This is a genomic window from Amycolatopsis orientalis, from assembly GCF_000943515.2.
Taxonomy (GTDB): domain Bacteria; phylum Actinomycetota; class Actinomycetes; order Mycobacteriales; family Pseudonocardiaceae; genus Amycolatopsis; species Amycolatopsis orientalis.
On record NZ_CP016174.1, the window covers coordinates 5640554 to 5664957 of the forward strand.

Consider the following 24404-nt stretch of genomic DNA (forward strand, 5'->3'; position numbering starts at 1 on the left):
GGCGGCGTGTAGTGGGCCTCGTGAGTGGTAATGACGGTTAGAACCGTCATTACCACTCACGAGTCTTCTAGCGTTTCCCGTCGGTCCTGCGGGGCAGTCCCCACGGGTTGTTCTCCTGCAACGGTTCCGGCAGCAGCGCGTCGGGGAAGCCCTGCCAGGCGATCGGTCGCAGGAACCGCTCGATCGCGGCGGTGCCGACCGAGGTGCTGGTCGGCGCGGTGGTCGCCGGGTAGGGACCACCGTGTTCCTGTGCCCAGGTGACCGTGACGCCGGTCGGCCAGTCGTTCCAGAGCAGGCGGCCGGCGACGCGGGTCAGCGACGGGAGGACCGGGCGGATCCAGTCCACATCGGACTCCTCACCCTGGATGGTCGCGGTGAGGCCCGGTTCCATCACCCCGAGCAGGCTGATCAGCTCGGCCTGGTCGGCGTAGGTGACGATCAGCGAGGCCGGGCCGAAGCATTCCTCGCGGACGGTGTCGGCGTCGGCGAGGAAGGCCTTGGCGGTGGTGGCGAGCAGGGTCGCGCCGTGCGAGATCCCTTCCGCGCCACCGGACTCGGACAGCACCTCGACTCCGGCCACGTCACGCAGTTTCGCCAGTCCCTCGGCGAATCCGGCCGCGATGCGCTCGTTGAGCATCGGCTGCGCCGGGATCGCCGAGACGGCCTCGCGCAGCGTGTCTTCCAGCCCGTGACCTTCGGGAAGGAACAGCAGACCGGGTTTGGTGCAGAACTGCCCGGCACCGAGGCTGAACGAGCCCGCGTAGCCCTTGGCGATCGCCTCGCCGCGGGCGTCGATCGCCGCCCGCGTGACGACGACGGGGTTGACACTGCCCAGTTCGCCGTAGAACGGGATCGGTGACGGCCGAGAGGTCGCGATGTCGAACAGCGCCCGCCCGCCCGGGACCGAACCGGTGAACGACGCCGCCTGGATACGCGGGTCCTTCAGCGCCGTCACGCCGTTCTGCTGCCCGTAGATGACCGCGAAGATACCCTCCGGCGCACCGGCCTTGACCAGCGCCTCACGGAGGACTTCGCCGGTGCGGGCGGACAGCTCGGGGTGCCCGGAGTGCGCCTTGAGCACCACCGGGCAGCCCGCGGCGAGCGCCGACGCGGTGTCGCCGCCCGCGACGCTGAAGGCGAACGGGAAGTTGCTGGCGGCGAACACCAGCACCGGGCCGATCGGCGTGAGCAGCCGCCGGATGTCCGGCCGCGGCCCCATCGGCCACGCGGCGTCGGCGTGGTCGACGGTGGCGCCGAGGAACGCGCCGTCGGCGAGCACCTCGCCGAAGAGACGCAGCTGGAACGTCGTGCGCTTCAGTTCTCCCTGCAGCCGCGGGGAGGCCGGGAGATGGGTCTCCTCGGCGGCCAGCGCGATCAGTTCGGCGGCGGACGCGTCGAGGGCGTCGGCCGCGGCGTTCAGCCAGCCGGCGCGCTGGGCTGGGGTCGCGGCCGCCGCCGTGCCTGCCGCATCGGCGGCGGCCGCGAGGATCTGTTCGAGCGTGGCGGGAGCTGTTGCCTGGCTCATGTGCTTCTGTTTCTCCTAGTCGAGTTCGTGCGCTGCGCTGGTGGCGGCGATGAGGTCCACCCAGCGCCCCGGTCCGGCGAGGCCCAGGTGGTACAGGTGCAGTTCGGTGGCGCCTGCCTTGCCGAGTTCGGTGGTGTAGGCCTCGATGTCGGGCACCGGGCTCGCCCCCACCGCGGTGATGTAGCTGCCGACGGCGACCTTCTCCGGCAGTTTCGCCCGCGCCGCCGCGACGGCGCCCGCGCTGCGGTGACCGGGTGCCCAGTTCTGCAGCACCACCGCGTCGACCTCCGCCGGAGCCGACGGCGTCAGCCCCGGCAGCGCGCCGGTGACCCACGGGTCCATCGCGCCGTGGAGCACGATCCTGGTCCCCGACGGGATCTTCGCGAGCACTTCGCGCCGGAGCGCGTCCGTCGCCTTCTGCCGCGTGTCGAGCAGGACCTGCCGCAGCGTGGGCAGGATCCGGTCCTCGGTGGCCCGCAGGTCACCGCTGTCGATCAGCCGCCGGACCTCGGCACGCAACTTGCCGAGCGCCTTCGCCGGGTCCTTGCCCGCCTCGGCCCAGCCCTCGAGACAGGCGTCGCAGCAGCAGACCGACAGCAGCCGCGCCGTCGCGGGCGACCACACGCCGTCGGTCTTCTCGTGCTGGTGCTGGTGGACGGCGCCGAGCGGACCGCACGCCTCCAGGATCACCGAGGCGAAATCGAGTCCCGCCAGGCTTTCCGCCGTCAGGTTCGCGGCGTACTCGCGGACGGCGGGCTGCGCCGGGCACAGTGCCCACGGGTACCGCTCACCGAAACAGTTGCGCACGGCGAAATCGGGGAACTCCGTGCCCAACTGGGAGTTGTGGGTCAGCACGAGCCACGCCGCGGCCGGGATACCGGCCTCGTTCAGCACCCGGACGGCGTCGCCCGCGCTGTCCCGGCTCTCCACCCAGTCCGGTTCCGCAGGCCGCAACTCGCCCCAGGCCTCCTCGCGCACCGGCCGGTACAGCGCCGCGTGACGCGCGACGACCGAGGTGCGCTCGGGCGACCAGGGCGTCGCCGCGCGGGCGCTGTGGTACGACACGGCGACGGCGACCTCGTCGACACCGAGTTCCCGTACGCGCTCGACGAACCCTGGATCGTCGACGACGTCCCAGGGGTAGGCGTATCCGGTGACCTTCACCGCTTCACCACCGCGCCGTGTTCGGCTCGAACTTTCCGACGAACTTCCGCATATAGGTCACGTCATCCCGTTTTGTCTGTCCACATCGGACATAGTCGTCATGGGCCCGCGCCAGCGCGTCGGGGTCGAGTTCGACCCCGAGCCCCGGCTTGTCGGGCACCGCGACCGCACCGTCGACGAACTCCAGCGCACCCGGGGCGATGACGTCGGCCGTCTTCCACGGCCAGTGGGTGTCGCAGGCGTAGGTCAGGTGCGGCGTCGCCGCGGCCACATGCACCATAGCGGCCAGACTGATCCCGAGATGACTGTTCGAATGCATGGAAAGCCCCACGTCGAAGCATTCCGCCGTGGTGGAGAGGGCTTGCGTGTCCCGCAGGCCGCCCCAGTAGTGATGGTCCGAAAGTATTACGCCGACCGCCCGCTGCCGGAACGCCGGTTCGATGTCCGCGAAGCGCACGACGCACATGTTTGTGGCCAGCGGCATGTTCGCCTTCTCGGCGACCCTGGCCATGCCTTCGATACCCGGCGTCGGGTCTTCGAGGTACTCCAGGACCCCGTCGAGCTCTTCGGCGACCCGGATCCCCGTGTCCACGGTCCAGGCGGCGTTCGGGTCGATCCGGAGCGGATGGTCCGGGAACGCCTCGGCGAGCGCGCGGATACCGTCCATCTCCTGGTCGGGATCGAAGGCGCCGCCCTTGAGCTTGATGGAGGAGAAACCGTACTCCCCGACCATGCGCCGCGCCTCGGCGACGAGCGCCTCCGGCGTGGTCACCTCGCCCCACGAGTCCTCCTCGGCGCCGACGTGGGCACCGAACTTGTAGAACAGGTAGGCGGAGAAGTCCACGGCGTCACGCGCCTTGCCGCCGAGCAGGTCCACCACCGGCCTGCCGAGGTAGTGGCCCTGCGCGTCGAGCGCGGCCACCTCGAACAGTGAGTACACGCTGGCGACGGTCTTGCTGACGGAGAACCCGCCGGTGAGCCCGTGGGCGTCGGCGAAGACGACCTCGCCGAGGGTGGTGGCGACCTTCCGGCGCAGGCCGGGCAGGTCGAACACGTCGTGGCCCTTGAGTTCCGGCAGCACCTTGCGGACCTGCTCCAGGAAGGCGAGGTCCCCGTAGGACTCACCGAGGCCGACCACGCCGTCCTCGCAGACGAGCTGGATGATGCCGCGCAGCGCGAAGGGCTCGTGTACGCCCATCGCGTTGAGCAGCGGCGGGTCGGCGAACGCGACCGGGGTCAGGACGACGTCGAGAACCCTCATGGTCAGGCACCGGCCTCGACGGACTTGAGGACGGCGAAGCCATCGTCGACGATCTTCTCCAGCCGGGCGATCTGCTCGGCGGTCGGTTCGACCAGCGGCGGCCGGACCGAGCCGACCTTGTCACCGCGCAGCCGCGCCGCGGCCTTGACCAGCGAGACGGCGAAGCCCTGGCCCTCGTCCCGCAAGGCCACCAGCGGCAGGTAGAAGCCGGCGAGCAGCGCCTCCATCACCGCGTCGTCGTTCTCGGCGAGGGCCCGGTGGAACCGGGCCGCGATCTCGGGGGCGAAGCAGTGCACGGCCGAGGAGTACCGCGCCACCCCGATGGCGGAGTAGGCGCGCGCGGAGACCTCCGCGGTCGGAAGACCGTTGAAGAACAGGAAATCCCGCGCCCGGTCGGTGCCGACCGAGCGGATCGTGGTGATGATCCGGCTCATCAGCTCAACATCGCCGAAGCCGTCCTTGAGCCCCACCACCGACGGGATGTCGAGCAGGTCGGCCGCGGACTTCGGGGTGAACACCCCGGTGGAACGGTGGTAGACGATCACCGGGATCGAGGAATCGCCGACGGCGTAACGAACGTGGTCGACCAGACCCGAGGGCGGGCCGGTGACCAGGTAGGGCGGCAGGAGGAGGACGCCGTCCGCGCCGTCCGCCTCCGCCGCCGCGATCCCGGCACGGGCCGACGACGCACCGCCGCCCGCCCCCACCCACACAGGTACGCGCCCGGCGACGACCTCACGAGCCTTGCGCAGGATCGCCGCGTGCTCGTCCGGGGACAGCGAGCTGAATTCGCCCGTACCGCAGGCGACGAACAGCGCGCCGGCTCCGGCGGCCACGTGGCTCTCGACGTTTTCCGCGAACGCGTCGAGGTTGAGTTCCAGCCCCTCGGTGAAGGGGGTCAGCGGGAACGCCAGTAGGCCGTCGAGCTCGATCTTGGGCTGTACCATGGATTTCTCTTTCGTTCTTTGTCGGTTGATCCCGGGTTCGGGCCCGGTCAGGCCGGCACGGTGGTGCCGTCCTGGGATTTGCTGACCGCGACGTCGTCGTCCCGGTCGATGGTGTCGATGATCGCGTCCGTGCTGGCCTTCCGCTCGGGCATGAGGAAGCCGAGCCCGATGAACAGCGCCAGCGAGACGAGGATCGGGGTGGACACGGTGACCGCGAGGGTGGCCTTGTAGCCGTAGTAAGCGATCGCGTAGGCGATGAGACCGCCCGCCCACGAGATCAGCGCCGCGCGGGAACCGGACCGGCGGAACGCGGGGAGCATGCCGAGCAGCAGCGGCACCGAGATCGGGCCCATCAGCGCCGCGACCCACAGCACCACGATACCCAGTACGCCACCGAGTTTCTCGGCCTGCGTGGCGACCGCCATGGTCAGCACGACGAAGATCACCGTCGAAACCCGGGCGGCGAGCAGCCCCTGGGATTCGGTGAAGTTCTTCGCCTTCTTCCACAGCACCGGCATCATGTCGCGGGTGATGACCGCGGAGATCGCGTTGGCGTCGGAGGAGACCATCGCCATGGTGTGCGAGAAGATGCCTGCCAGCACCAGCCCGACCAGACCCGGCGGGAGGAACGTCGTGGTCATGATCGCGTAGGCGTTGTTGGGGTTGGAGATGTTCGGGATCAGCAGCGGGGCGGCGAACATCGGGAACATCATCACCAGCGGCCACACCAGGTACAGGATCGAAGAGAGCCGCGCACCGCGACGGGCTTCGAAGGTGTTCGGCGCGGCCATGTAGCGCTGCGCCAGGTTCCACATACCGCCGTTGTACTCCAGGGTCTTCACCAGCACGTAGACGAGCAACACGACGGTGGTGAACTTCGACGTCGTCGGGTTGAGGTGGCTCGGCGGGAGGTCGCCCCACACGGTCCACAGGCCGGAGACGCCGCCGAGCTTGTCCAGCACGACCCACAGCATCACGATCGCCGCGATGGCCTGGATGACGAACTGGCCGAAGTCGGTGAGCGCGTCGGCCCAGAGACCGCCGACGGTGCAGTAGATCAGCGTGATCGAACCGGTGATGATGATGCCCCAGGTGTAGGGCACGCCGGCGAAGACGTTGAGGATCGTCGCGACCGCGAACCACTTGGCGGCGATGTCGAAGATCTTCAGGAGGCTGCCGCTCCAGGCCAGGGCCTGCTGGGTGGGCACGTTGAAGCGTTTCGCGAGGTACTCCAGCGGCGAGGAGACACCCAGCTTCGAGCGCAGGCGGTTCCACCGCGAGGCGAACAGCCAGCTGCCGATACCGACGCCGATACCGATGCTGGCCATGCCCCAGAAGTAGACCGTGATGCCATCGGTGTACGCGACGCCCGCGTACGCGACGAAGAGCACCGCGCTGTAGCCGGACATGTGGTGGGAGATCCCGGCCAGCCACCACGGCATCTTCCCGCCGGCGGTGAAGAAGTCACTGACCGTGTTGACCCGGCTGTGTGACCACAGGCCGATCACCACCATCAGCACGAAATACGCGGACACCATGATCCAGTCCAGCAAATGCACCGCTGACTCCTTTCCGCGTCCACGATGATGCGGCCTAGTCTGTTCACATCCATGAACGGAGTCTGTTATAGTGATTATGTTCATCCATAAGAACGCTGTTCGGGACGCTAATATGGCCGGAGTCACAAGTCAACGGCCGGATGGAGGAGTGCGGATGCCACAGCAGGAAGCCGCTGTCACCGTGGCGAACGGCTCGTCCGCCGCCGAACCGGCCGGGGGGAAATCCGCGCGGCGGGCGATCGACCTGATCGAGACCTTCGCCGCCAACGACGTCTGGCTGTCGCTCTCGGATCTCCACGCGCGTACGGGTTTCCCGAGGTCGAGCCTGCACGGACTGCTGCGCACCCTGCTCGAAGCCGGCTGGCTGGAAGTGGACACCAACACCGCCCGCTACCGCCTCGGCGTACGCGCGCTCATCTGCGGCACGGCCTACCTCGACCGCGACCCCGTCGTCCCGTTCGCGACAGAGGCGCTGGAGCGGATCCGCGAGAAGACCGGCTTCACCGCGCACTTCGCGCGGCGCGAGGGCACCGACGTCGTCTATCTGGAGACCCGGGAGTCACGGCACTCGACGCATCTCGTCTCCCGCGTCGGCCGCACACTGCCCACCCACGCGACCGCGCTGGGGAAGGCTTTACTGGCCGAACTGACGCACGACGAGATCGGCGGGCTCCTGACCGGAGAGCTGCGGGCGCTGACCCCGAACACGATCACCACGGTCGAGGCGCTGCACGCCGAATGCGCGAAGACCCGTGAACGCGGCTACGCGTCGGAAGTCGAGGAAGGCAGCCTCGGCGTCCGGTGCGTGGCGGCCGTGATCCCCTACCGCATCCCCGGCACGGACGCGATCAGCTGTTCCATGCCGGTCACCGAAGTCACCGATGCCGACGCCCGGCGCGTCGGTGAACTCCTCGCCGAAATCACCGCGGAACTCGGCCAGCAGCTGCGTCGCGCCGGCATCCGCTGATCATTCCCGTCCTTCCTCCACAGACAAGGGGCTCCCATGGCAGACCAGCGCGTCCTGATCACCGGCTCGGCGGGCATCGTCGGCACCCTGATGCGGTCGCGGCTGCGCCGTTCCGGACGGGTGTTGCGCCTGCTCGACCTGGCTCCGCAGCCCGAACCCGAAACCGGTGAGGCCGTCGAGCTGGTCATCGCGTCGGTGACCGACCCGGAAGCGATGGCGAAGGCGTGCGAAGGCGTCGACGCGCTGATCCACCTCGGCGGGCACAGCCGCGAGAACTCGTGGGAAGCGACCCTCGACGTCAACATCAACGGCACGCACACCGTCCTCGAAGCCGCGCGCGCGGCCGGTGTGCCGCGCGTGATCCTGGCTTCCAGCAACCACTCCGTCGGTTTCCGCCGCAACGACGAAGCCGGCGAGAACGGCCTCCCCGCCGACTCCTCACCCCGGCCCGACACCTACTACGGCGTCAGCAAGGCGGCCATCGAGGCGCTCGGAAGCCTGTACCACTCGCGGTTCGGCATGGACGTGATCGTCATCCGGATCGGCTCGTGCTTCGAAAACCCGCTCGTCCTCGGCCCGCGTGGCCTGACGACCTGGCTCTCCCCCGACGACGGCGCCCGCCTCTTCGAAGCGTGCCTGAGCTACCCCTCCCCCGGCTACCGGCTGATCTGGGGCGTCTCCGACAACACGCGCCGGATCTACTCGCTCGCCGAGGCCGAAGAGCTGGGCTACAAGTCGCTCGACAACGCGGAGACCTACGCCGACCAGCTGGCGGGCAAACCCGCGCCGACCGGGGCGGCTGCCGAGTACGTCGGCGGACCTTTCTGCACCGCGCCACTGGGGGCGTACAACCCGCTCTGAGGGTGCTTCCGAGGTCATGGCGACGTCAGGTGATCAGGCGCCGGAATGCGCGCGGCCCTGGACGCGACCGGCGACGGCGAGCACGACGGGCGCCGCGATCCAGCACAGGTACGCGCCGGTCCCCGTGGTCAGGAACGAGACGGGAATGGACACCCCGAAGACCGCGGCCAGACAGACGCTGCGCACCAGGTTCGGCGCGAACGCCTCGGGCAGGGCGTCCGTGCGGTACAAGCGTTCGCGACGGATCTCCCGGATGATCAGCGCGAACGACGCGGACGCCAGGACCTGCACGATCGCGTAGAAGCTGAACCGGGGCGGGAAGGCGCCTTCGGCGGTGATCACCCGCGTCGCGAACGGTGTCAGGACCTGCATGAACAGCCAGGCCAGGGTGAGGCTGACCAGACGGCCGCTCAGCGATCGGACAGACCGGAAGATTTCGTGGTGCGCTCGCCAGTGGGCGGCGATCACCACGAAGCTGACCGCGAAGGCCAGGTACTCCTTACCGTGGTCCGACACCGAACGCAGCATCGCCCCGGTGGTGTCACCGGCGGGGACGGGGAGTTCCAGCGCCAGCAAGGTGAGGGCGATCGCGATCACCGCGTCGACGAACATGGTGAGCCGCTCGGCGGCTCCCGCTCGTGTCACATCGGGTTCCTGGCAGGCATGAGTCGCCATGACGAGACAGCTCCTTCGGTGTCAGGCGACGGTCGCCACGGCCGGGCGGGCCGTGGCCTCCACGCGCCGGGACCACACGGCCAGGATGATCATGACGGCCGGGATGGCGAGGTCGTTGACGAGGACTCCGCCGGTGTTGCCGGGAGCGTGGACGCCGTTGGCGAACCACTGGTAGACGTGGCCCGCCAAGGCTCCCCAGAGGAACATCCCGGCGCCGAGCCCGATGGTGACGCGCTCGCGCGCGGAGGCCGAGGCGGCACGGAATCCCATTACGGCCAGCCCGAGGTTGGCGAAGGCGATCTCGAACATGAAGGGCGTCCGATCGAAGCCGATGGCGGTGGCCATGCCGTCCGGGAAGGCGAGGAACGCGACCGTCATCCACAGGCTGCCGAACCCCAAGGCACCGATCGCCCACCAGCGCTGCCAGATCTCCAGCCGTTCCCGGACCGATGTGGCGTGGCGGGCCCTCACGAACGCCCCGATGGCCGGCACCACGATCCAGACCAGGGGGAAGGCGGATCGGGCTAGGTAAGTCAAGTTGTCCATACCTCAGTCTTACCCTGTTAATATTAACTCGTCAACATTCAGGTATAGTGACGCTCGTGGATGATGGACTCGCAGATCTGCTGCACCGCGTGGTCATGCTGCTGGGCGAACAGGCCCGGCGGCGCACCGACGACTCCGACGGCTTGACCTACAGCCAGATAAGGCTTCTTGGCACACTCGAAGACATCGAGCCGGCGACACAGCATCGGCTCGCGCAGGCACTGTCGGTGTCCGACCCGGCGATCAGCCGGGCGCTACGACCGCTCGAAGCGGATGGCCTGGTGCGGATCACCATCGACCCCGAACACGCGCGCCGTCGGCTGGTCCGTCTCACCGAGACAGGCCGGAAAGCCTTCCACGCCGCCGGAAAGCCGCTCTACGACGAGTTCCGCGCCGGGCTCGTCGCGGCGGGCTTTCCCTACGAACGCTATCTCGAGGACACCTTGCGGCTGGCCGAAATCCTCGGAGGCGACTGAGGACGGCGAGCAGCCCGAAACGCGGAAAGACTCCCGCGGCCCGAGCCGGATAACCGGTTGATCAACCGATGAGGCAATGGCACCTTGCCCAGCCATGGAAACACTTCCGCCCATCGATGTCGCGCTGGCGAGGCGGCTGGTCGATACGCGGTTCCCGCGGTGGGCCGGATCGCCGCTGCTTCCGCACTCCCTTGGCGGCTCGGATCACGTGATCTACCACCGTCCGCGCCGCGCTCGCGGTGGACGATGCCACCTGGACCCGCGGTCGCGGCTGGGCCTTGGCCCCGAATAACAGGTCTCAATCGGCCCAGTCCTGCTGGATGATCCGCGCCAGTTCATCCAGGTGACGCCGGGCTTCCCGGGCGAGCCGGACCTCGGCGGTATCGAACAGCCGGTCAAGCTCGAGGAGCATGGCGTGCGCCTTTCGGGCGGGTGGCGGCATCGCCGCGTCAGCTGCGATCGCCCATTGTTCGCCCCACGCCGCTGACCCCTCCTGGCTGATGGCCGACCGGAAGATCAGTTGCTCCACGGTGTCCGCGGTCAGTGCCAGCTCCTCCGACCACGACGTCAGCAACGCGACATAGTCTTCGTAGACGGCAGGCCGCCATTCGTCGATGTTCAGGCGCAGCCCGGAGTGAGTCGCAAGCCACCGGCGGACAACGGCGTCCAGGATCGGGGCGGGCTCAGACGACTGCGCGGCCGTGACGAACCGGAGGTACTTGGTACCGAAAGCCACACCCAGGTAGCGCAGTGGTCTGTCCGCCAGATCGCGGAACGCGGCGAGCCCACCGCGATCCCTGGCCACGAGTGCCACCTCCGCGAGCCGATCGGCCGCGCGCGGATTCTCGGCCAGCACGCGCGCGGTGCGCCATGCGCCATAACCGGACGGTCCGTATCCCCAGATCATCGCTACCAGAAAGGCCGCCTCGGCACCTTCCGGCGTGGTGGAACGCGCCGCGTGCCGAGTGGCTTCGGCGCGATCGATGCTCTCCGGCAAGGAGGCAAGGAATGTGTGGTGGTCCGGGAAGCGTCTGAGCCAGGAGCCGCGAGACCATCGGGAAGCCGGTTGCGCCGGTTCGCCGTGTTCCCGCCATCGCCGAACGGCATCGGTCAATGCCGACGGGAGACGCCTGTCGCTCGGTATGACTGCCACATGCTCCTCTTCAACTGTCGTCCAGGTTCCACCACAGCACAAAAAGGCCGGGTCAGCCAATGCCGAGCCGGTAGCCTGGGCTCGTGAAGCGATCATCGGTCACCGTGCTCTCCCAGGGCTGGGACGGGCCGTTCTACCGTGTCCGGACCTTGTCGTTCGAGGTGGCTTTCCTGATCGGCGCTGACGAAGAACTCGATCAGGTGAACAACGTCGATGTCGAAGTGCGGCTGCCCGATGGCTCCCGTTGGAGCGCGACGGTCTTCACGGTCGCCGAGGTGGAACGACTCATGGCGCGCTGGGCCGAGACCGGCGAGCATTCAGGCGGCAAGTACTTCTGGTGCTCTGACGGACTCGTCGTCCGTGACCCGGGTGTCGACAACTTCGTCCGGGTGCTTGCCGCGATCCACGAAGAGGGCCAACTCACCACCATCCTCAACCGCCTCGACGAGGCTGCTGGTTCCTCCGCGGGAGTATGACGCTTGCCAGGAAGGCCTTCGCCGGCAAGCACCTTCAGCCCACCGCGACAGACTGGAACGTCACCGGGACGAGCGGCGGACCCGTGCCGTCGCCGTTCCTCTTCGTGTCGTCCACCCCGCCACGCGCGACCTTGTCCAGCACCTGGAGGCCCGCGTCGGAAATGCTTCCGAACACCGTGTACTCCGGCGGCAGTTCCGCCTCGCCGAAGACCATGAAGAACTGGCTGCCCCCGGAGTCCGGCTCCTGCTTCTTCGCCATCGCGAGGATGCCCCTGCCGTACTTGAGTTCGGGGAAGACCTCGTCCGGAATCGTGTACCCCGGTCCGCCCGTGCCGGTGCCCTGTGGGTCCCCGCACTGGAGCATCTGCAGCCCCGACGTCCCGAGCCGGTGGCACAACGTCCCGTCGTAGTAACCCTGTCGCGCCAGTGAGAGAAAGCTCGCCACGGTGCACGGGGCCAGCGCGCGGTCCAGGGTCAGCCCGATGTCGCCCGCGGTCGTCTTGAGCGTGACGGCCACCGTGCCGTTCGCCGGCGCCGGTCCCGACGCGGGCGGGGTCGCCTTCTTCGGCACCGGGCCGGACGAGTCCGCCGGGTAGGCGCAGCTCGCCGGATCCGCCAGAGGCGCCGAGCGTTTCGGCAGCGGAGTCCGCTCAGCCGGGATCTGGACCGGGCTCTGCGTCGCCGTTTCCTGGGAAGTCGACGGCGGAGCCGACGAGGGCGACGCGACCGTACCCTTGCTCTTCGGATCCGACAGGAAGAACCCCGGCGCGACGAATCCGGTGATCGCCACGACCGCGACCACCACGACGAGTCCCAGCACGCCCAGCCCGACCCAGAGCGCCGTCTTGTTCGACGGCGGCGGTTGCTGCGGCGCGCCGTACCAGCCCGGCTGCTGATACGGCTGCTGCGGCGGCTGGGACATCGGCGCTCCTGTCATCCGGCGGGGGAAGTGCAGGAACACTCTCGCGTATCACCACCGCGAAGTCACGGCGGGCTCAGGGCATCCCCCACGGCGCCGCGGTCCCGTTCGCGGGAACGGGCCGGATTTCGAAGTCGGGTTTGTCGCCTTCGCGGTACACGACGGCCTCCTCGCCGCGCCGCAGATCGATCCGGACGTCCCCGTTCGCCAGGCGCCGCCACCGCTTCGGCCTTCCCGACCGGTCTCGGACGATCAGCTCACCTTCGAGGTCCGTCCGCAGCACGCACGGCGCCCCGGCCTCGCTGACGACCTTGACCCAGCGCGTCTTCCCGCCCTGCCGGGACGCGCTGAGCAGGAACGCGCCCTCCGTCCGGAAGTCCCGCAGCGCCGCGTCCGCCCATTCGGCAGGGACGGCCGGGAAGAGCCGGATGACCCCTCCCCAGCTCTGCACCAGCATGTCGTGCAGCGACTGCGCCGCCGAAAGCGGCGTTTCGATCACCGGTCCGGATTCCTTGTACATCGTGTTCGGCTGGATGTAGCGCCGTTGCAGCTCGCCGAGGTAGAACTCCGCCTTCTCGCCACGCAGCATCTGCGCCGACATCGACGCGGCGCCGGTGAACGTGTAGCCCTGCAGCGCGCCTTCGAAGCCCACCCAGTGGTCGAGCGAGGTCTCGATGACACTCCGGTGCTCCGGCCGCTCCCAGGTGATCTCGTACAGCGGATAGATCTGCAGCAGATGCGAGTAGTGCCGATGCGATTTCGCGAACGGCACCCCCGCACCGATCATGAAACCGTTGGCGTCGACCGGATACGGGGCCAGCGTCGCCAGGACCTCCCGCCACCGCCCCGCCAGCGGATCGTCGATGCGCAGTTCGGCCGCCGAGTCCAGCAACGTCTTGCAACCCCAGCGGATCAGGGAAAGGTCGTACGTGCAGTCGGCCGCGTTGACGCCGTACTCCGGCGAGAACGTCGGCGGCAGATGCAGTTTCCCGTCCGCGCCGGGCGCGAGGAAATGCAGATAGTAGTTGATCGCCTTGCGCAACAAAGGGAACAGAGTATCCCGCAGGAGACTTCGGTCCATCGTGTGCCGATAGGACAGCCAGACGTTGTGCAGTGCCCAGGTGAGGTTGCCGACCTCCGGCGTCGGGGTTTCCTTACCGGGCACACCGACCGGGAATCCGGAGTTCGTCCCGACCGCGCCGTTGAGCAGCGTCATGTCGGTCGTACGCGGGATCCCCGCCGAATCGTGCTGGTACGGCTCCGCGACCTGGCTCGTCAGGTTCGCGCGATATTCCCCGAGCGCGCGGCTGACGGCGTCCAGTTCCAGGTGGTTGGCTCCGTGGATGAGCCAGTACTCCAGCTGGACGTTGAGGTTCCACCACGTCGCGGGCCACGGCGTCGGCTCCAGCCACGGTCCGCAGGTCGCCATCACCGGCGCGTCGCCGCGGGCGGCGGAGGCGATCTTGTACAGCTGGATCCAGTAGAAACCCTGGAGCCGGGTGTCCGGAATGGACAGAAAGCCGTGCCGATAGTAGTCGTGCCACCAGCGGCGGTGCTCGATCGTGAGCGCGGTGAACGACTCGGCGCGGCGGACCGTCTTCAGCGCCTCTCTCGCCGCCGTCCGCTTCGGATGCGACCAGGCGACCGACGTGTACAGCGTGCGTTTCGAACCCCGCGTGCTCTCGCGCCAGGCCGTCACGTGCTCACCACCCGCCAGCAGGCCCTGCACGGAAAGCCTGATGTCACCACTGGTTTCCAGCGTCGCGGGCGGATTGGCGACGTATCCGGCGGGCGGCGGCTTCCCGAACTTCGGATCCGTTCTCGGGCTCACCGCCTCGGCCGGATGGAACACCCATCGGAAGCCGCGTTCACCCTCGGTCGGCTCGATCTCGACGACCAGCAACGACTGTCCAGTGTGGACGATCGCCCGCAGCGACAGGCTGCCCGCCGCCGTGGTGATCGTGCCCCGGAGTTCTGCGTTCCAGAGATCCATCCGCCAGTCGATCCCCGTGATGGCGCCGACCGGTTCGAGGGCGAAATGTCCGACCGGCAGCCGGGCGAGCCCGAACAGCGAACCGAATTCGGGGCGGTGGTCCTGGACCTCGCTGTGCTGGACGGTGAACCGGACGGCGTTCCGGCCTGGTTCCGCGTAGATCCCCGAGCCGAGGAAACCGTTACCCAGGAAGGGACCTTCGTACCAGGTCTTCGGCATCCGGCGCCAGATCAGGTCCGCCGCTCCGAGGAAGCCCGGCCAGTCGAGGCCACCGGGCGCGAAGTCGTTCTCCACCGCCGACGCCGACGGCGCGAGTCCTGCGGCCGCGACGCCGGCGAGCGCCCCGCCGAGGACCGTCCTGCGCGTGATGTCCATCGTTCAGACCTCCTTGTCGTGAAGTCAGGGCATGGATTCAGACCGGAAGTCCCCACGCCGGAGTGCCGCCGTCGCCGGGGACGTCGCGTGGTTCCAGCGCCGGACGCGCACCGCGCCGCGTGACGACGGCTGTCCCGCCGCGGCCGAGCGGAACCGAGATCGTGCCCGGCCCCACGGCCCGCCAAGGAAGCGGCCGCCCGCGCGTGTCGCGAACCTCGATGTCGCCAGGGATCCCATGCTGGAGGGTGAGCGGTTCGCCCGCTTCGCTGTGGACACGGACCCATTCGGTCGCACCGTCCCGGCGCGACGCGTCGACGAGGAAGGCGCCCTCCGCGCGCAGGCTTTCGAAGGACGCGTCCCGCCACGTCGACGACACCGACGGGAAGATCTTGAGCACGCCGTGATCGCCTTGCAGGAGCATGTCCACAACGGACTGTGCGGCGGTGATGGGGCTCTCGATCGCGAGGTTCGCGCCTTCGCGGTACATCGTGTTCGGGGTCAGCTGGGTATCGGCCACGACGGTTCCTTCCAGGAAGATGTTGAGGTACCGCAGGGCTTCCTCGGGCGCGTCCATCACCGAACTCATCGACGACGCGGCCGCGAAGCTGTAGCCGTGCCATTTGTCCTGGGCGCCGGCCCAATGCGCGAAGGTGCGGCGCATGACGTCCCGGTCGCCGGGACGATCCCAGAGCTTCTCCCGCAACGGATAGAGCCAGAGCAGATGCGAGAAGTGCCGGTGCGATTCGGCGAGCGGGACACCGTCACCGATCAGCACGCCTTGCGCGGGATCCTGGTGGTACGGCACCAGTTTCTCGCCGATCTCCCGCCACGCGGGCACCCGCGGGTCGTCGATGCGCAGCTTGGCCGCCGATTCGACCAGCGTCCGCGCCGCCCAGCGGATCAGCGACAGGTCGTACGTGCAGTCGGCCGCGTCGGCGTACTCGGGCGATCGGGTCATCGGGAGGTGCAGGGCGCCGTCCGGGCCGGCGGCGAGGAAGTGGCGGTAGTAGTTGAGCGCCTTGGCGAGCGTCGGATAGAGAACGTCGCGCAGGACGCGGACGTCCATGCTGTGCCGGTACGCGAGCCACACGTTGTGCAGGCCCCAGATCAGGTTGCCGGTCTGGTCGTTCTTCGTGACGGGGCCGGGGATCCCCACCGCCCGGGTCCCGCCGGGCCGCAGCCGCCAGTCCCCCGGATGGGAAAGGGCGTAGGTATCGCCGTCCCGGTAGGCGGGAGGAACCGAGAGCGCGAGGTTGGCGTGGTCGCGGCGGAAGGTCGCGGTGACCGCGTCGAGTTCGGGATGGTTGCTGCTGTTGACGATCGGGTAGGTGACCTGGACGTTGAGATTCCACCACACCGCCGTCCAGCTGTTGCCGACCTCCGGGAACCATGGCCCCCATTCGGCGACGACCGGACCGTTCGCCCGGGTGGCGCAGGCGGTCTTGTACAGCTGGATCCAGTAGAACCGCTGGACGCGCTTGTCCGGAATGGACACGAAACTACGGTGATAGAAGGCGTTCCACCAGCGCCGATGGTCGGCGACGAGCACATCCGGGTCGGTCGCCGACACGCGCTGGACCCGGCTGATCGCCTCCGGGGTGTGAGTCGGCTTGGGAAACCCGTACGCGACCGTCGCCGCCAGCAGCCGCCGCGTACCGACGGTCCGCTCCCGCCACGCCGTCGTGTACCCGCCGCCCGCGTGCAGGGGCTGCTCGCAGTACGCGACAGCGCCCGCGGTGGCGAGCTTCGGATCGGGGTTGGCCGTGTAGTCGGGCGGTTTGCGGACCGTCCGGGTGGTCGCCGACTTGAGCGGAGTGAACCCCCACTCCGCGGCCGCCTCCCCGGTGAGCGAGACGAGGAGGAGATCCTGGTCGTTGTGGACCAGCGCGGAGAACCGCACTGAGCCCCGGGTGGTGGTGATCGTGCCGCCGAGTTCGGCGTTGTACAGGTCGAGATGCCAGTCGACCGCCGTGATCGCGCCCTCGAAGGTGAGGGTGAGGTAGCCGATCGGGAGCCGCGAGTACCCGATGCCCGCTTCCCACTGTCCGCGCTGGTCCTGGACCTGCGAGTGGCTGAGCATCACCTTGAGGACGTTCGACTGCGCGCCCGCGTAGAACTGCACGCCGAGGAAGCCGTTGGCGAGGAACGGGCCTTCTTGCCAGCTCTTCGGCATGCGCTTCCAGACCATGCGCGCGTCGTCGACGATCCGGCGGTGGGCGCCCTGTCCGGCGAGCGCCGGAGGGGCGCCCTGAGCCCAGAGCCCACCGGCCGCGGCCACCCCCGCGGTGACCTTCAGCATGGATCGCCTGGACAGCTCGGCCATGAGTCGCCTCCGGATACATATTACGTTTCGCCAGGGTCAAACCCTGGCGGACGGGATGCTTCCAGAGATAGCTGGGATTTGGCCAGACTGTTCACCCACGCAGCCGTACAGACATCCGACCTATCGGTCAGCTGGGCTTGCGCAATGTCCGGACCAACAGCCCGGGCAGACCGATCAAGCGCCCGAAGAAGAACACGAGGCCTTTCACTGACGCCGGCGCCACCCGCCGCCTGTGGGCATCGAGGAGAACGCCGGACTTTCACCGCCACCCGGCAAGTCGGCACGGTGCCGACGATAGGCATCCAGCAAGGGGCGGAGTTCGGGCGCGACCGGGACCGTACGTCGCCCCTTGCCGCGTACGGTCACCCCATGGGCCGCAGATCGTCGTCTTTCTTCCGTCTCATCTTCCCTCCCCCGTCTTCGGTATGGGGACGATAGCGAGACGTCCTTGGCGCGGGCCACCGACTCACCGGTGCGTCATGCGACGCGACTCCTGCGGGCTTTGGCCGCACGGAACGCGGACACCAGTTCGGCGGCGACTTGATCCGGCTCCGACCGCAATCGGCTCGGCAGTGTCTGGAGCACCGCGATCCCCGCGGCCGCGTATCTACCGTTTCTCGCCAGAGTCGCGGCGTACTGCCGCTTACCGAAGTGGAAGTCATAGGAGTCGATCTCCCAGGCGAACTCCACGTCCACGAAGTACGCGTCGGGCGTCGCGATGTATTCACCGCTCTCGTCTCGCAACTGATGATTCCAAAGCGGCTCGGGTAAACCGGTCGATCTCCACACCCTCATGGCGTCGACTTCCGCGACCGACCTGGCGCCGTCGGCGATCCGGTGCAGAACTTCACGCGGCATCGCCGTACCGCGACTGCTTCCGGCATCGAGCTCCGCGAACAAGTCCGCGACGCGCACACCGTGCTGGACCGTCTCGGCGAGCAAACTCGTAACCGGCTGCCGGGAACCGAGCCGGCGACATTCGTCGAGAACTGCCCGGACCAAAGGTGCCAGCGGTATTCCACCGGTGAGGACCGGCTGCGGCATCCGAGTCGTCCGCTCGACGACCACGTGTCCCGAACTGCCGATCTTGCGTTCCAGGGGGACGAGAAGGTGAACACGAAACGGCTCGTCCGGCAGCGCCCGCAATCCTTGCCGTCGGCAAGCGGCGGCTCCCGTCACGACCGCATCAGGCCCGGCGTACAAGAGAGCGGCAACCACCAGCTGCCGTCGCGTCGGCGTGCCCGAATTGAGCAGGAGAACGCCGGGAAGCAACCGCCGCCAAGGCCCACCCGGCCGGCATCGCCGATAGCACGTCCTCGATGGGACACCGAGTTCTTCGAGCCGGGCGACGGTGATCACGCCATCACGGCTTCGTTGGTAGAGGCCCTCAGGATCACGAGCCCACTCTCCGGGTTTCACCTCCTGATCGTCGGCCGTTCGGACTCCAGTCCGCCAGTACCTTCCGCCGGCCTGTGGACAACTCGCCACATCAGCCCCACTGTGGACAAACCCGCTGATGTCGCGAAAGCCACTTTCGGGACATCTGATGTCCCGAAAGTGGCTTTCGCGACATCAGCACATCCAGCAACCAGCCAGCCTGAGTCAGAGGGCGGGGAGCGGAGGCAGCGCCGGAGCGTCCAGCCAGGCATCGAAGAAGCCGGCGAGAGAGCGTCCCGCGAACCGCTCGGCCAGCGCCACGAAAGCGGTGGTCGTCACCAGACCGTGCCGGTTCTCCATCGCCCACGCCTTCACCAGCGGGAAGAACACCTCGTCGCCGACCGTGGAACGCAAGGCGTGCAACAGAAGGCCGCCGCGTTTGTACACCCGTTCGTCGAACATCCGCGCCACGCCGGGGTCGGACAGGCGCAGGTCCGCCGGTTTGGCCTTCATCCGCGCGTGCCACGTCTTCGCCCAGGCGTGCGCGCTCTGCCCGCCGGATTCCTCGGACCAGAGCCATTCGGCGTAGGTCGCGAAGCCTTCGTTCAGCCAGATGTGCCGCCAGTCGGCGACGGTCAGGCTGTTGCCGAACCACTGATGCGCCAGTTCGTGCACGACGAGCCGCTCGTGGGTACGCCGTCCGTCGACGTGGTTGGCGCCGAAGATCGACATGCCCTGCGCTTCGATCGGGTCGTCGAGGTCGTCGTCGGTGACCACGATGACGTACTCACCGAAGGGATACGGCCCGAACAGCCGCTGCAGCGAGTCCATGATCCGGCCCTGTCGCCCGAAATCACGCGAGAACGCCCGGCGAAGCCGCGGCGGCACGGCGGCCCGCTGCGGGACCGACGTGACCACGGAACCACCGTCGAGGTTGAGGCGATAGGCCGCGGCCTCGGGATGCGAGAACCAGCCCGGCTGCGGGCCGGAGACCAGCTCGACGTCGTCGTACCGTCCTATTTGGACGCTCATCAGGTAGGTCGGCGTCGGCTCGGGCCGTTCGAAGACCCACTTCGTGGTGCTCGCGCGTTCGTACCGTGACACCAGGTTCCCGGTGATGGCGACCAGATACGGCGACGACGTCGTCAGCGCGACACGGTAGGTCGCCTTGTCCGCGGGATGGTCGTTGCACGGGAACCAGGACGGCGCCCCGACCGGCTGGCTCGCGACGAGTGAGCCGTCGGTGAGTTCGTCCCAGCCGATGTCGCCCCACAGCCCCGCGATCGGGCGCGGGTTGCCGACGTAAAAGACCTCCGCGACGAACTCGCTCCCGGCGGGCAGTGACTTCGCGGGCTTCACCTGCAGCTTGTACCCGCGCCGCGTGTACTTCGCCGGTTTTCCGTTGACCAGCACCCGGTTGATCCGGAATTCGCCGAAGTCGAGCGTGAACCGCGACAGCGCCTGCGTGGCCTCCGCGGTGATCGTCGCGGAGGCCGACAGCCGGTTGGGACCGATCTTGTAGTCCAGCTCCAGATCGTAGTGCCGGACACGGTAACCGCCGTTGCCGTGCAGGGGCAGATAGGAGTCGCCGGAGGTGTCCGCGCCGGGCGAGGGCTGCGCGGAGGCCTTCGAATTCACCCGCGAAGAACCCCGCTTCCCTACTTCGTCCAGGCCGAGATGGGATTCCCCAGCCAGCGCGAGTCGGCGGGAACCGCGTCGCCCCGGGTCACCAGAGATCCCGGTCCGACGGTCGTCCGCGCGCCGATGCTCGCGCCAGGCAGCACGATACCGTGCGGCCCGAGCGTCGCTCCCTCGTCCAGGGTCACCGGCGACATCGTCATGATGCGGTCGTGGAAAAGGTGCGTCTGCACGACACAGCCGCGGTTGATCGTCGCGCCGTCACCGAGGCTGACGAGGTCCGATTCGGGCAGCCAGTACGTCTCCAGCCAGACACCCTTGCCGATCTTGACGCCCATGGTGCGCAGCCACGCGGGCAGCAGCGGCGTGCCACCGAGCGAACCGACCAGCCACGGGACGGCGAGCGCCTCGACGAAGGTGTCGGCGAGTTCGTTGCGCCAGACGAACGAACTCCACAAGGGATGGTCAACCGCGCGGAACCGGCCGACCAGCAGCCATTTCATCGCGGTGGCGGTCAGCGCGGCGACGGCACCGGCGGCGAGCAGCAGCGGCCCGCCGAGCAGCAGCGCGACCAGGAAGCCGTACGCACCGGCCAGCGCGAAGATCCCGGCGGCCACCAGCACGGTGAGCGCGACACCGCACATCACCGGGACGATCCGGCACAGCTCGACCAGCGCGCGGGCCGCCTTCAGCCGCAGCGGCGGCGTGTAGGTGCGGCTCGTGTCGGATTCGCCGACCGACCGGCGGACCGGCAGCGGCGGCATCCCGAGGTACGACGAGCCCTTCTTGGCCTTCAGCGGAGCCGACGACAGCACGCCGACCAGACCGCGTTTGGGTACCGAACGACCGGGGGCGGCCATCCCCGAGTTGCCGAGGAACGCCTGCTTGCCGATCCGGGCGGGCGCGACGTGCAGCCAGCCGTGGCCGAGTTCGTAGGTGGCGACCATGGTGTCGTCCGCCAGGAACGCGCCACTGTCCACCTGCGTCATCTTCGGCAGCGCGAGGACGGTGGACGCCTCGACGTTGCGGCCGACCTTCGCCCCGAGCATCCGGAGCCACACCGGGGTGAACAGGCTGGCGTACAAGGGGAACAGTCCCTCACGCGCCATGCCCATCAGCCGTTCGGTCGCCCAGACCTGCCACGCGACCCGGCCGTGCACCGGATGGTAGCCCTCGACCATGCCGATGCTCAGCGAACGGACACCGGCCAGCACGAGCAGGGCGTAGGTCAGGAAGTACGCGATGGTGGCGAGCGGCGTGAACAGCAGCGCCTGGCCGAGCGCGGCACCCAGCGAAGGAGCGCCGGCGATCCCGTACCCGAGCATCGCGACCGCCGGAAGGGCCGCGACGGCGGGCAGCAGGCCGAGAGCGACCGAGGTCGCGCCGTAGATCGACGACCAGAACCGCGAACGCGGCGGGCGGCTCGACGGCCACTTCAACGAGTCTTTGGTGGTCCTCGCCGCGGGGGCGCCCGCCCAGCGCTGTCCGGCGGGGACGACGCCGCGCACGGTCGACCCGGCCGCGATCTCCGCGCCCTTGCCGATCCGCGCGCCGGGGAACAGCGTGCTGCGCGAGCCGATCCGCGCGTCCGCGCCGATCCGGATCTTGCCGATGTGCACGAGGTCGCCGTCGACCCAGTGGCCGGTCAGGTCGACCTCGGGTTCGATGGCGGCGCCGCGGCCGAGTTTCAGCATGCCGGTGACCGGCGGCGGCGAGTGCAGGTCGACGTCCTTGGCGATCCGCGCGCCGAGGGCCTTGGCGTACGTCGTCATCCAGGAAGCGCCCGCGACACTGTCCGCACCGCTGAACTCGGCGAGCTTCTCGGCCGTCCACAGTCGCAAGTGGACACTCCCGCCACGCGGGTAGCTGCCGGGGCGGACCCCGCGCAGCAACAGCCGCGAGCCAGTGGCCGAGATCGCGATCCGGCCCGCCGGGCTGAACAGCACGACCCACGCCACGGCGATCCACGCCCAGTTCAGCGTCGGCGCCCAGCCGAAACCGGCGAGGGAAAGCACGTTCGACAACGTCGCGGCGATCGTCGTCCAGCGCAGGCCGACCAGGCCCATCAGCGGGATCATCAGCAGCGACTGGATGATCCCCGCCTTGCGCGGGGTCGGCGCGATGTCGCGGCGTTCGGTCTTCTCACCGCTCAGCGTGTCCAGCAGCGACGCCAGCGCGCCGAGCTTCGGGTTGGCGTAGATGTCGTTCACCGACACCTGCGGGTGCCGGGTGCGGATCCGCGCGATCAGCTGCGCGGCCGTCAGGCTTCCGCCGCCGTGGCTGAAGAAGTCGGCCTTCGGGTTGTCGACCGAGACGCCCAGGATCTCCGCCCAGCCTTCGGCGAGCCAGCTCTCCGTCGGCGACAGACCGGATTTCGCCGCGTCCACAGTGGACAGCGGCCAGGGCAGCGCGTTTCGGTCGACCTTGCCGGAGGTCCGCGTCGGCAGGTCGTCGATCAGGGCAAGCAGCGGGACGAGCGCGGCGGGCAGCTGCTCACGCAGCCGGGTCGCGGCCTCGTCGTGGTCGAACTTCACGCCTTCGGCGGGCACGACGTACCCGACCAGCACCTGGTTACCCGCCTTGGTGCGGCGGATCGCGGCCGCGGCGCCCTGCACCCCGGGCAGGGACTGGAGCGCGGCGTCGACTTCGCCGAGTTCGATCCGGCGGCCGCCGAGCTTGACCTGCTCGTCGAGACGCCCGAGGAACAGCAGGCCCTCGGCCTCGGCACGGACCATGTCACCGCTGCGGTACGCGCGGCGCCAGCCCAGCGAGGGCAGCGGCGCGAACTTCTCGGCGTCCTTCTCCGGGTCGAGGTAGCGGGCCAGGCCGACACCGCCGATGACCAGTTCGCCGGTCTCCCCCATCGCCACCGGCTCGCCAGCCTCGTTCACGACGGCGAGCTGCCAGCCGACGAGCGGCAGGCCGATCCGGACGGGGCCCTCACCGGTCATCTGCGCGGCGCAGGCGACGACGGTGGCCTCGGTCGGGCCGTAGGTGTTCCAGACTTCGCGGCCTTCGACGGCGACGCGTTCGGCCAGCTCGGGCGGGCAGGCTTCGCCACCGAAGATCAGCAGACGGACGTCTTCGAGCGCGTCGGCGGGCCACAGCGCGGCCAGCGTCGGGACGGTCGAGACGACGGTGATGCCCTGCGCGACCAGCCACGGCCCGAGGTCGACGCCGGTGCGCACCAGCGAACGCGGCGCCGGGACCAGGCAGGCGCCGTGGCGCCAGGCGAGCCACATCTCTTCACAGGACGCGTCGAAGGCGACGGACAGGCCGGCGAGCACGCGGTCACCGGGGCCGATCGGCTCCTCGGTGAGGAACAGCTGGGCCTCGGCGTCGACGAACGCGGCGGCCGAGGCGTGCGAGACCGCGACGCCCTTCGGCTTACCGGTCGAACCGGAGGTGAAGATGATCCAAGCGTCGTCGGCCGGGGCGGGCGAGCCCTCGATGCCGCCCGGCGAGCCGAGCACGGTGATCGCGCCGCCATCGGTGACGACGGCGGCGACGGCGGCCTCACCGAAGACCAGGTCGGCGCGCTCGTCGGGGTCGTCCGCGTCGACCGGCACGTACGCGGCGCCGACGGACAGGATCGCGAGGATGGCGACGTACAGTTCCGCGGTGCCGGAGGAGATCCGGACGCCGACCCGGTCGCCGACGCCGACGCCGTTGGCGGTCAGCTTGCGGCCGTAGTCGTCGATCTCTTCGACGAGCTTGCGGTAGGAGAGCGTCGTCTCGCCGTCGTCGATCGCGCCCGCGTTGGGGTGGCGGAGAGCGGTCTCGGCGAGGATGTCGATCAGGGTGCGCTCCCCGGCGCCGAGCCCGGACCAGAACAAGGCGCGGTCGGCGATCGGGGTTTCCGGCGGGGCGACCGCGCCGTCGGCGGCGCAGGAGGGCGGACGGGAGTCGGCGGTCAGCGTCATCGGGCGGTCACCACGGGCAGGACATAACCATGGGCGCTCAAGCCCATCACACACCTTTCGCGAAGTGCGTCATTCGGGCTCGCTCTCCGAATGAGGCGCCCGCTAGCAGACCTATGACTTTACCGCAGGTCAGCGGCATATCTCGGAAGGGTCTCGGCAGAGTGTCGAACCTCACCGGTGGACACGCCGAAACCCGAGGTCATCGGCGTGTCCGACCAGTGGAACATTTACCTACATCGTGAGAAA

General features: G+C 68.9%; 18 protein-coding genes. 4 read left to right on the plus strand and 14 right to left on the minus strand.

All coding sequences use genetic code 11. The annotated features are described in order from the left end of the window. Positions 1–67 precede the first annotated feature (67 nt). Genes SD37_RS24610 through SD37_RS24630 form a run of 5 tightly spaced genes read right to left on the minus strand, consistent with a single transcriptional unit; the run spans position 68 to position 6456 of the window. Positions 68–1525: an aldehyde dehydrogenase (NADP(+)) gene (locus tag SD37_RS24610; RefSeq protein WP_065912964.1), complete on the minus strand. Its 1458-nt coding sequence runs from the start codon at positions 1523–1525 to the stop codon at positions 68–70. A gap of 15 nt (positions 1526–1540) precedes the next feature. Continuing rightward, positions 1541–2689: an alanine-rich protein gene (locus tag SD37_RS24615; RefSeq protein WP_044856666.1), complete on the minus strand. Its 1149-nt coding sequence runs from the start codon at positions 2687–2689 to the stop codon at positions 1541–1543. A gap of 4 nt (positions 2690–2693) precedes the next feature. Continuing rightward, complete coding sequence (locus SD37_RS24620; RefSeq protein WP_044856665.1) at positions 2694–3950, minus strand: glucarate dehydratase family protein; 1257 nt, start codon at positions 3948–3950, stop codon at positions 2694–2696. A 2-nt stretch (positions 3951–3952) separates the two neighbouring features. Next, complete coding sequence (locus SD37_RS24625; protein ID WP_044856664.1) at positions 3953–4897, minus strand: 5-dehydro-4-deoxyglucarate dehydratase; 945 nt, start codon at positions 4895–4897, stop codon at positions 3953–3955. Positions 4898–4944: 47 nt separating this feature from the next. Continuing rightward, the gene (locus SD37_RS24630; RefSeq protein ID WP_044856663.1) at positions 4945–6456 is read right to left on the minus strand and encodes a sodium:solute symporter family protein; all 1512 of its coding nucleotides are present in this window, start codon (positions 6454–6456) and stop codon (positions 4945–4947) included. Positions 6457–6610: 154 nt separating this feature from the next. On the opposite strand from SD37_RS24630, the gene SD37_RS24635 reads away from it, so the two are divergent. Both SD37_RS24635 and SD37_RS24640 read left to right on the plus strand, forming a co-directional pair. Continuing rightward, on the plus strand, positions 6611–7423 hold the full coding sequence (locus SD37_RS24635) for an IclR family transcriptional regulator (protein ID WP_065912965.1): 813 nt from the start codon (positions 6611–6613) through the stop codon (positions 7421–7423). 36 nt (positions 7424–7459) lie between these two features. Beyond that, positions 7460–8284, plus strand: a complete 825-nt coding sequence (locus SD37_RS24640) for an NAD-dependent epimerase/dehydratase family protein (protein WP_044856661.1) — start codon at positions 7460–7462, stop codon at positions 8282–8284. A gap of 33 nt (positions 8285–8317) precedes the next feature. Here SD37_RS24640 and SD37_RS24645 read toward each other — a convergent pair whose 3' ends face one another. Further along, on the minus strand, positions 8318–8959 hold the full coding sequence (locus SD37_RS24645) for a TMEM175 family protein (RefSeq protein ID WP_044856660.1): 642 nt from the start codon (positions 8957–8959) through the stop codon (positions 8318–8320). 21 nt (positions 8960–8980) lie between these two features. Next, positions 8981–9505, minus strand: a complete 525-nt coding sequence (locus tag SD37_RS24650) for a DUF6790 family protein (protein ID WP_044856659.1) — start codon at positions 9503–9505, stop codon at positions 8981–8983. 56 nt (positions 9506–9561) lie between these two features. Here SD37_RS24650 and SD37_RS24655 point away from each other — a divergent pair, with 56 nt between their 5' ends. Next, positions 9562–9981, plus strand: coding sequence for a MarR family winged helix-turn-helix transcriptional regulator (locus SD37_RS24655; protein WP_044856702.1), 420 nt, complete (start codon positions 9562–9564; stop codon positions 9979–9981). Between the two features lie 298 nt (positions 9982–10279). Here SD37_RS24655 and SD37_RS24660 read toward each other — a convergent pair whose 3' ends face one another. Continuing rightward, positions 10280–11230 carry an 8-oxoguanine DNA glycosylase OGG fold protein gene (locus SD37_RS24660; protein ID WP_335622485.1) on the minus strand — a complete coding sequence of 317 codons (951 nt, stop codon included), beginning with the start codon at positions 11228–11230 and terminating at the stop codon, positions 10280–10282. On the opposite strand from SD37_RS24660, the gene SD37_RS24665 reads away from it, so the two are divergent. Continuing rightward, positions 11218–11610, plus strand: a complete 393-nt coding sequence (locus SD37_RS24665) for a hypothetical protein (RefSeq protein WP_044856657.1) — start codon at positions 11218–11220, stop codon at positions 11608–11610. The two genes, SD37_RS24660 and SD37_RS24665, sit on opposite strands and share 13 nt — an antisense overlap. A gap of 34 nt (positions 11611–11644) precedes the next feature. On the opposite strand, the gene SD37_RS24670 is transcribed toward SD37_RS24665, so the two are convergent. From SD37_RS24670 to SD37_RS24695, 6 genes are all read right to left on the minus strand, one after another. After that, positions 11645–12532: a peptidylprolyl isomerase gene (locus SD37_RS24670; protein ID WP_044856656.1), complete on the minus strand. Its 888-nt coding sequence runs from the start codon at positions 12530–12532 to the stop codon at positions 11645–11647. 73 nt (positions 12533–12605) lie between these two features. Then, entirely contained in the window at positions 12606–14897 is a 2292-nt protein-coding gene (locus tag SD37_RS24675; protein WP_044856655.1) for a glycosyl hydrolase family 95 catalytic domain-containing protein, read from the minus strand. Positions 14898–14934: 37 nt separating this feature from the next. Continuing rightward, positions 14935–17220, minus strand: coding sequence for a glycosyl hydrolase family 95 catalytic domain-containing protein (locus SD37_RS24680; protein WP_044856654.1), 2286 nt, complete (start codon positions 17218–17220; stop codon positions 14935–14937). Positions 17221–17697: 477 nt separating this feature from the next. Beyond that, positions 17698–18264 (minus strand): hypothetical protein, encoded by a 567-nt coding sequence (locus SD37_RS44240; RefSeq protein ID WP_335622486.1) that lies wholly within the window; start codon positions 18262–18264, stop codon positions 17698–17700. Between the two features lie 558 nt (positions 18265–18822). After that, positions 18823–20235, minus strand: a complete 1413-nt coding sequence (locus tag SD37_RS24690; protein ID WP_044856652.1) for a M1 family metallopeptidase — start codon at positions 20233–20235, stop codon at positions 18823–18825. A 20-nt stretch (positions 20236–20255) separates the two neighbouring features. Then, positions 20256–24158, minus strand: coding sequence for a Pls/PosA family non-ribosomal peptide synthetase (locus SD37_RS24695; RefSeq protein WP_044856651.1), 3903 nt, complete (start codon positions 24156–24158; stop codon positions 20256–20258). Positions 24159–24404: the final 246 nt, after the last annotated feature.

Coding starts and splice junctions, on each gene's coding strand:
- SD37_RS24610 (WP_065912964.1), bottom strand. CDS start 1,525: ATGAGCCAGGCAACAGCTCCCGCCACGCTCGAACAGATCCTCGCGGCC.
- SD37_RS24620 (WP_044856665.1), bottom strand. CDS start 3,950: ATGAGGGTTCTCGACGTCGTCCTGACCCCGGTCGCGTTCGCCGACCCG.
- SD37_RS24625 (WP_044856664.1), bottom strand. CDS start 4,897: ATGGTACAGCCCAAGATCGAGCTCGACGGCCTACTGGCGTTCCCGCTG.
- SD37_RS24635 (WP_065912965.1), top strand. CDS start 6,611: ATGCCACAGCAGGAAGCCGCTGTCACCGTGGCGAACGGCTCGTCCGCC.
- SD37_RS24640 (WP_044856661.1), top strand. CDS start 7,460: ATGGCAGACCAGCGCGTCCTGATCACCGGCTCGGCGGGCATCGTCGGC.
- SD37_RS24645 (WP_044856660.1), bottom strand. CDS start 8,959: ATGGCGACTCATGCCTGCCAGGAACCCGATGTGACACGAGCGGGAGCC.
- SD37_RS24650 (WP_044856659.1), bottom strand. CDS start 9,505: ATGGACAACTTGACTTACCTAGCCCGATCCGCCTTCCCCCTGGTCTGG.
- SD37_RS24660 (WP_335622485.1), bottom strand. CDS start 11,230: ATGATCGCTTCACGAGCCCAGGCTACCGGCTCGGCATTGGCTGACCCG.
- SD37_RS24670 (WP_044856656.1), bottom strand. CDS start 12,532: ATGTCCCAGCCGCCGCAGCAGCCGTATCAGCAGCCGGGCTGGTACGGC.
- SD37_RS24675 (WP_044856655.1), bottom strand. CDS start 14,897: ATGGACATCACGCGCAGGACGGTCCTCGGCGGGGCGCTCGCCGGCGTC.
- SD37_RS24680 (WP_044856654.1), bottom strand. CDS start 17,220: ATGGCCGAGCTGTCCAGGCGATCCATGCTGAAGGTCACCGCGGGGGTG.
- SD37_RS44240 (WP_335622486.1), bottom strand. CDS start 18,264: ATGCCGCAGCCGGTCCTCACCGGTGGAATACCGCTGGCACCTTTGGTC.
- SD37_RS24695 (WP_044856651.1), bottom strand. CDS start 24,158: ATGACGCTGACCGCCGACTCCCGTCCGCCCTCCTGCGCCGCCGACGGC.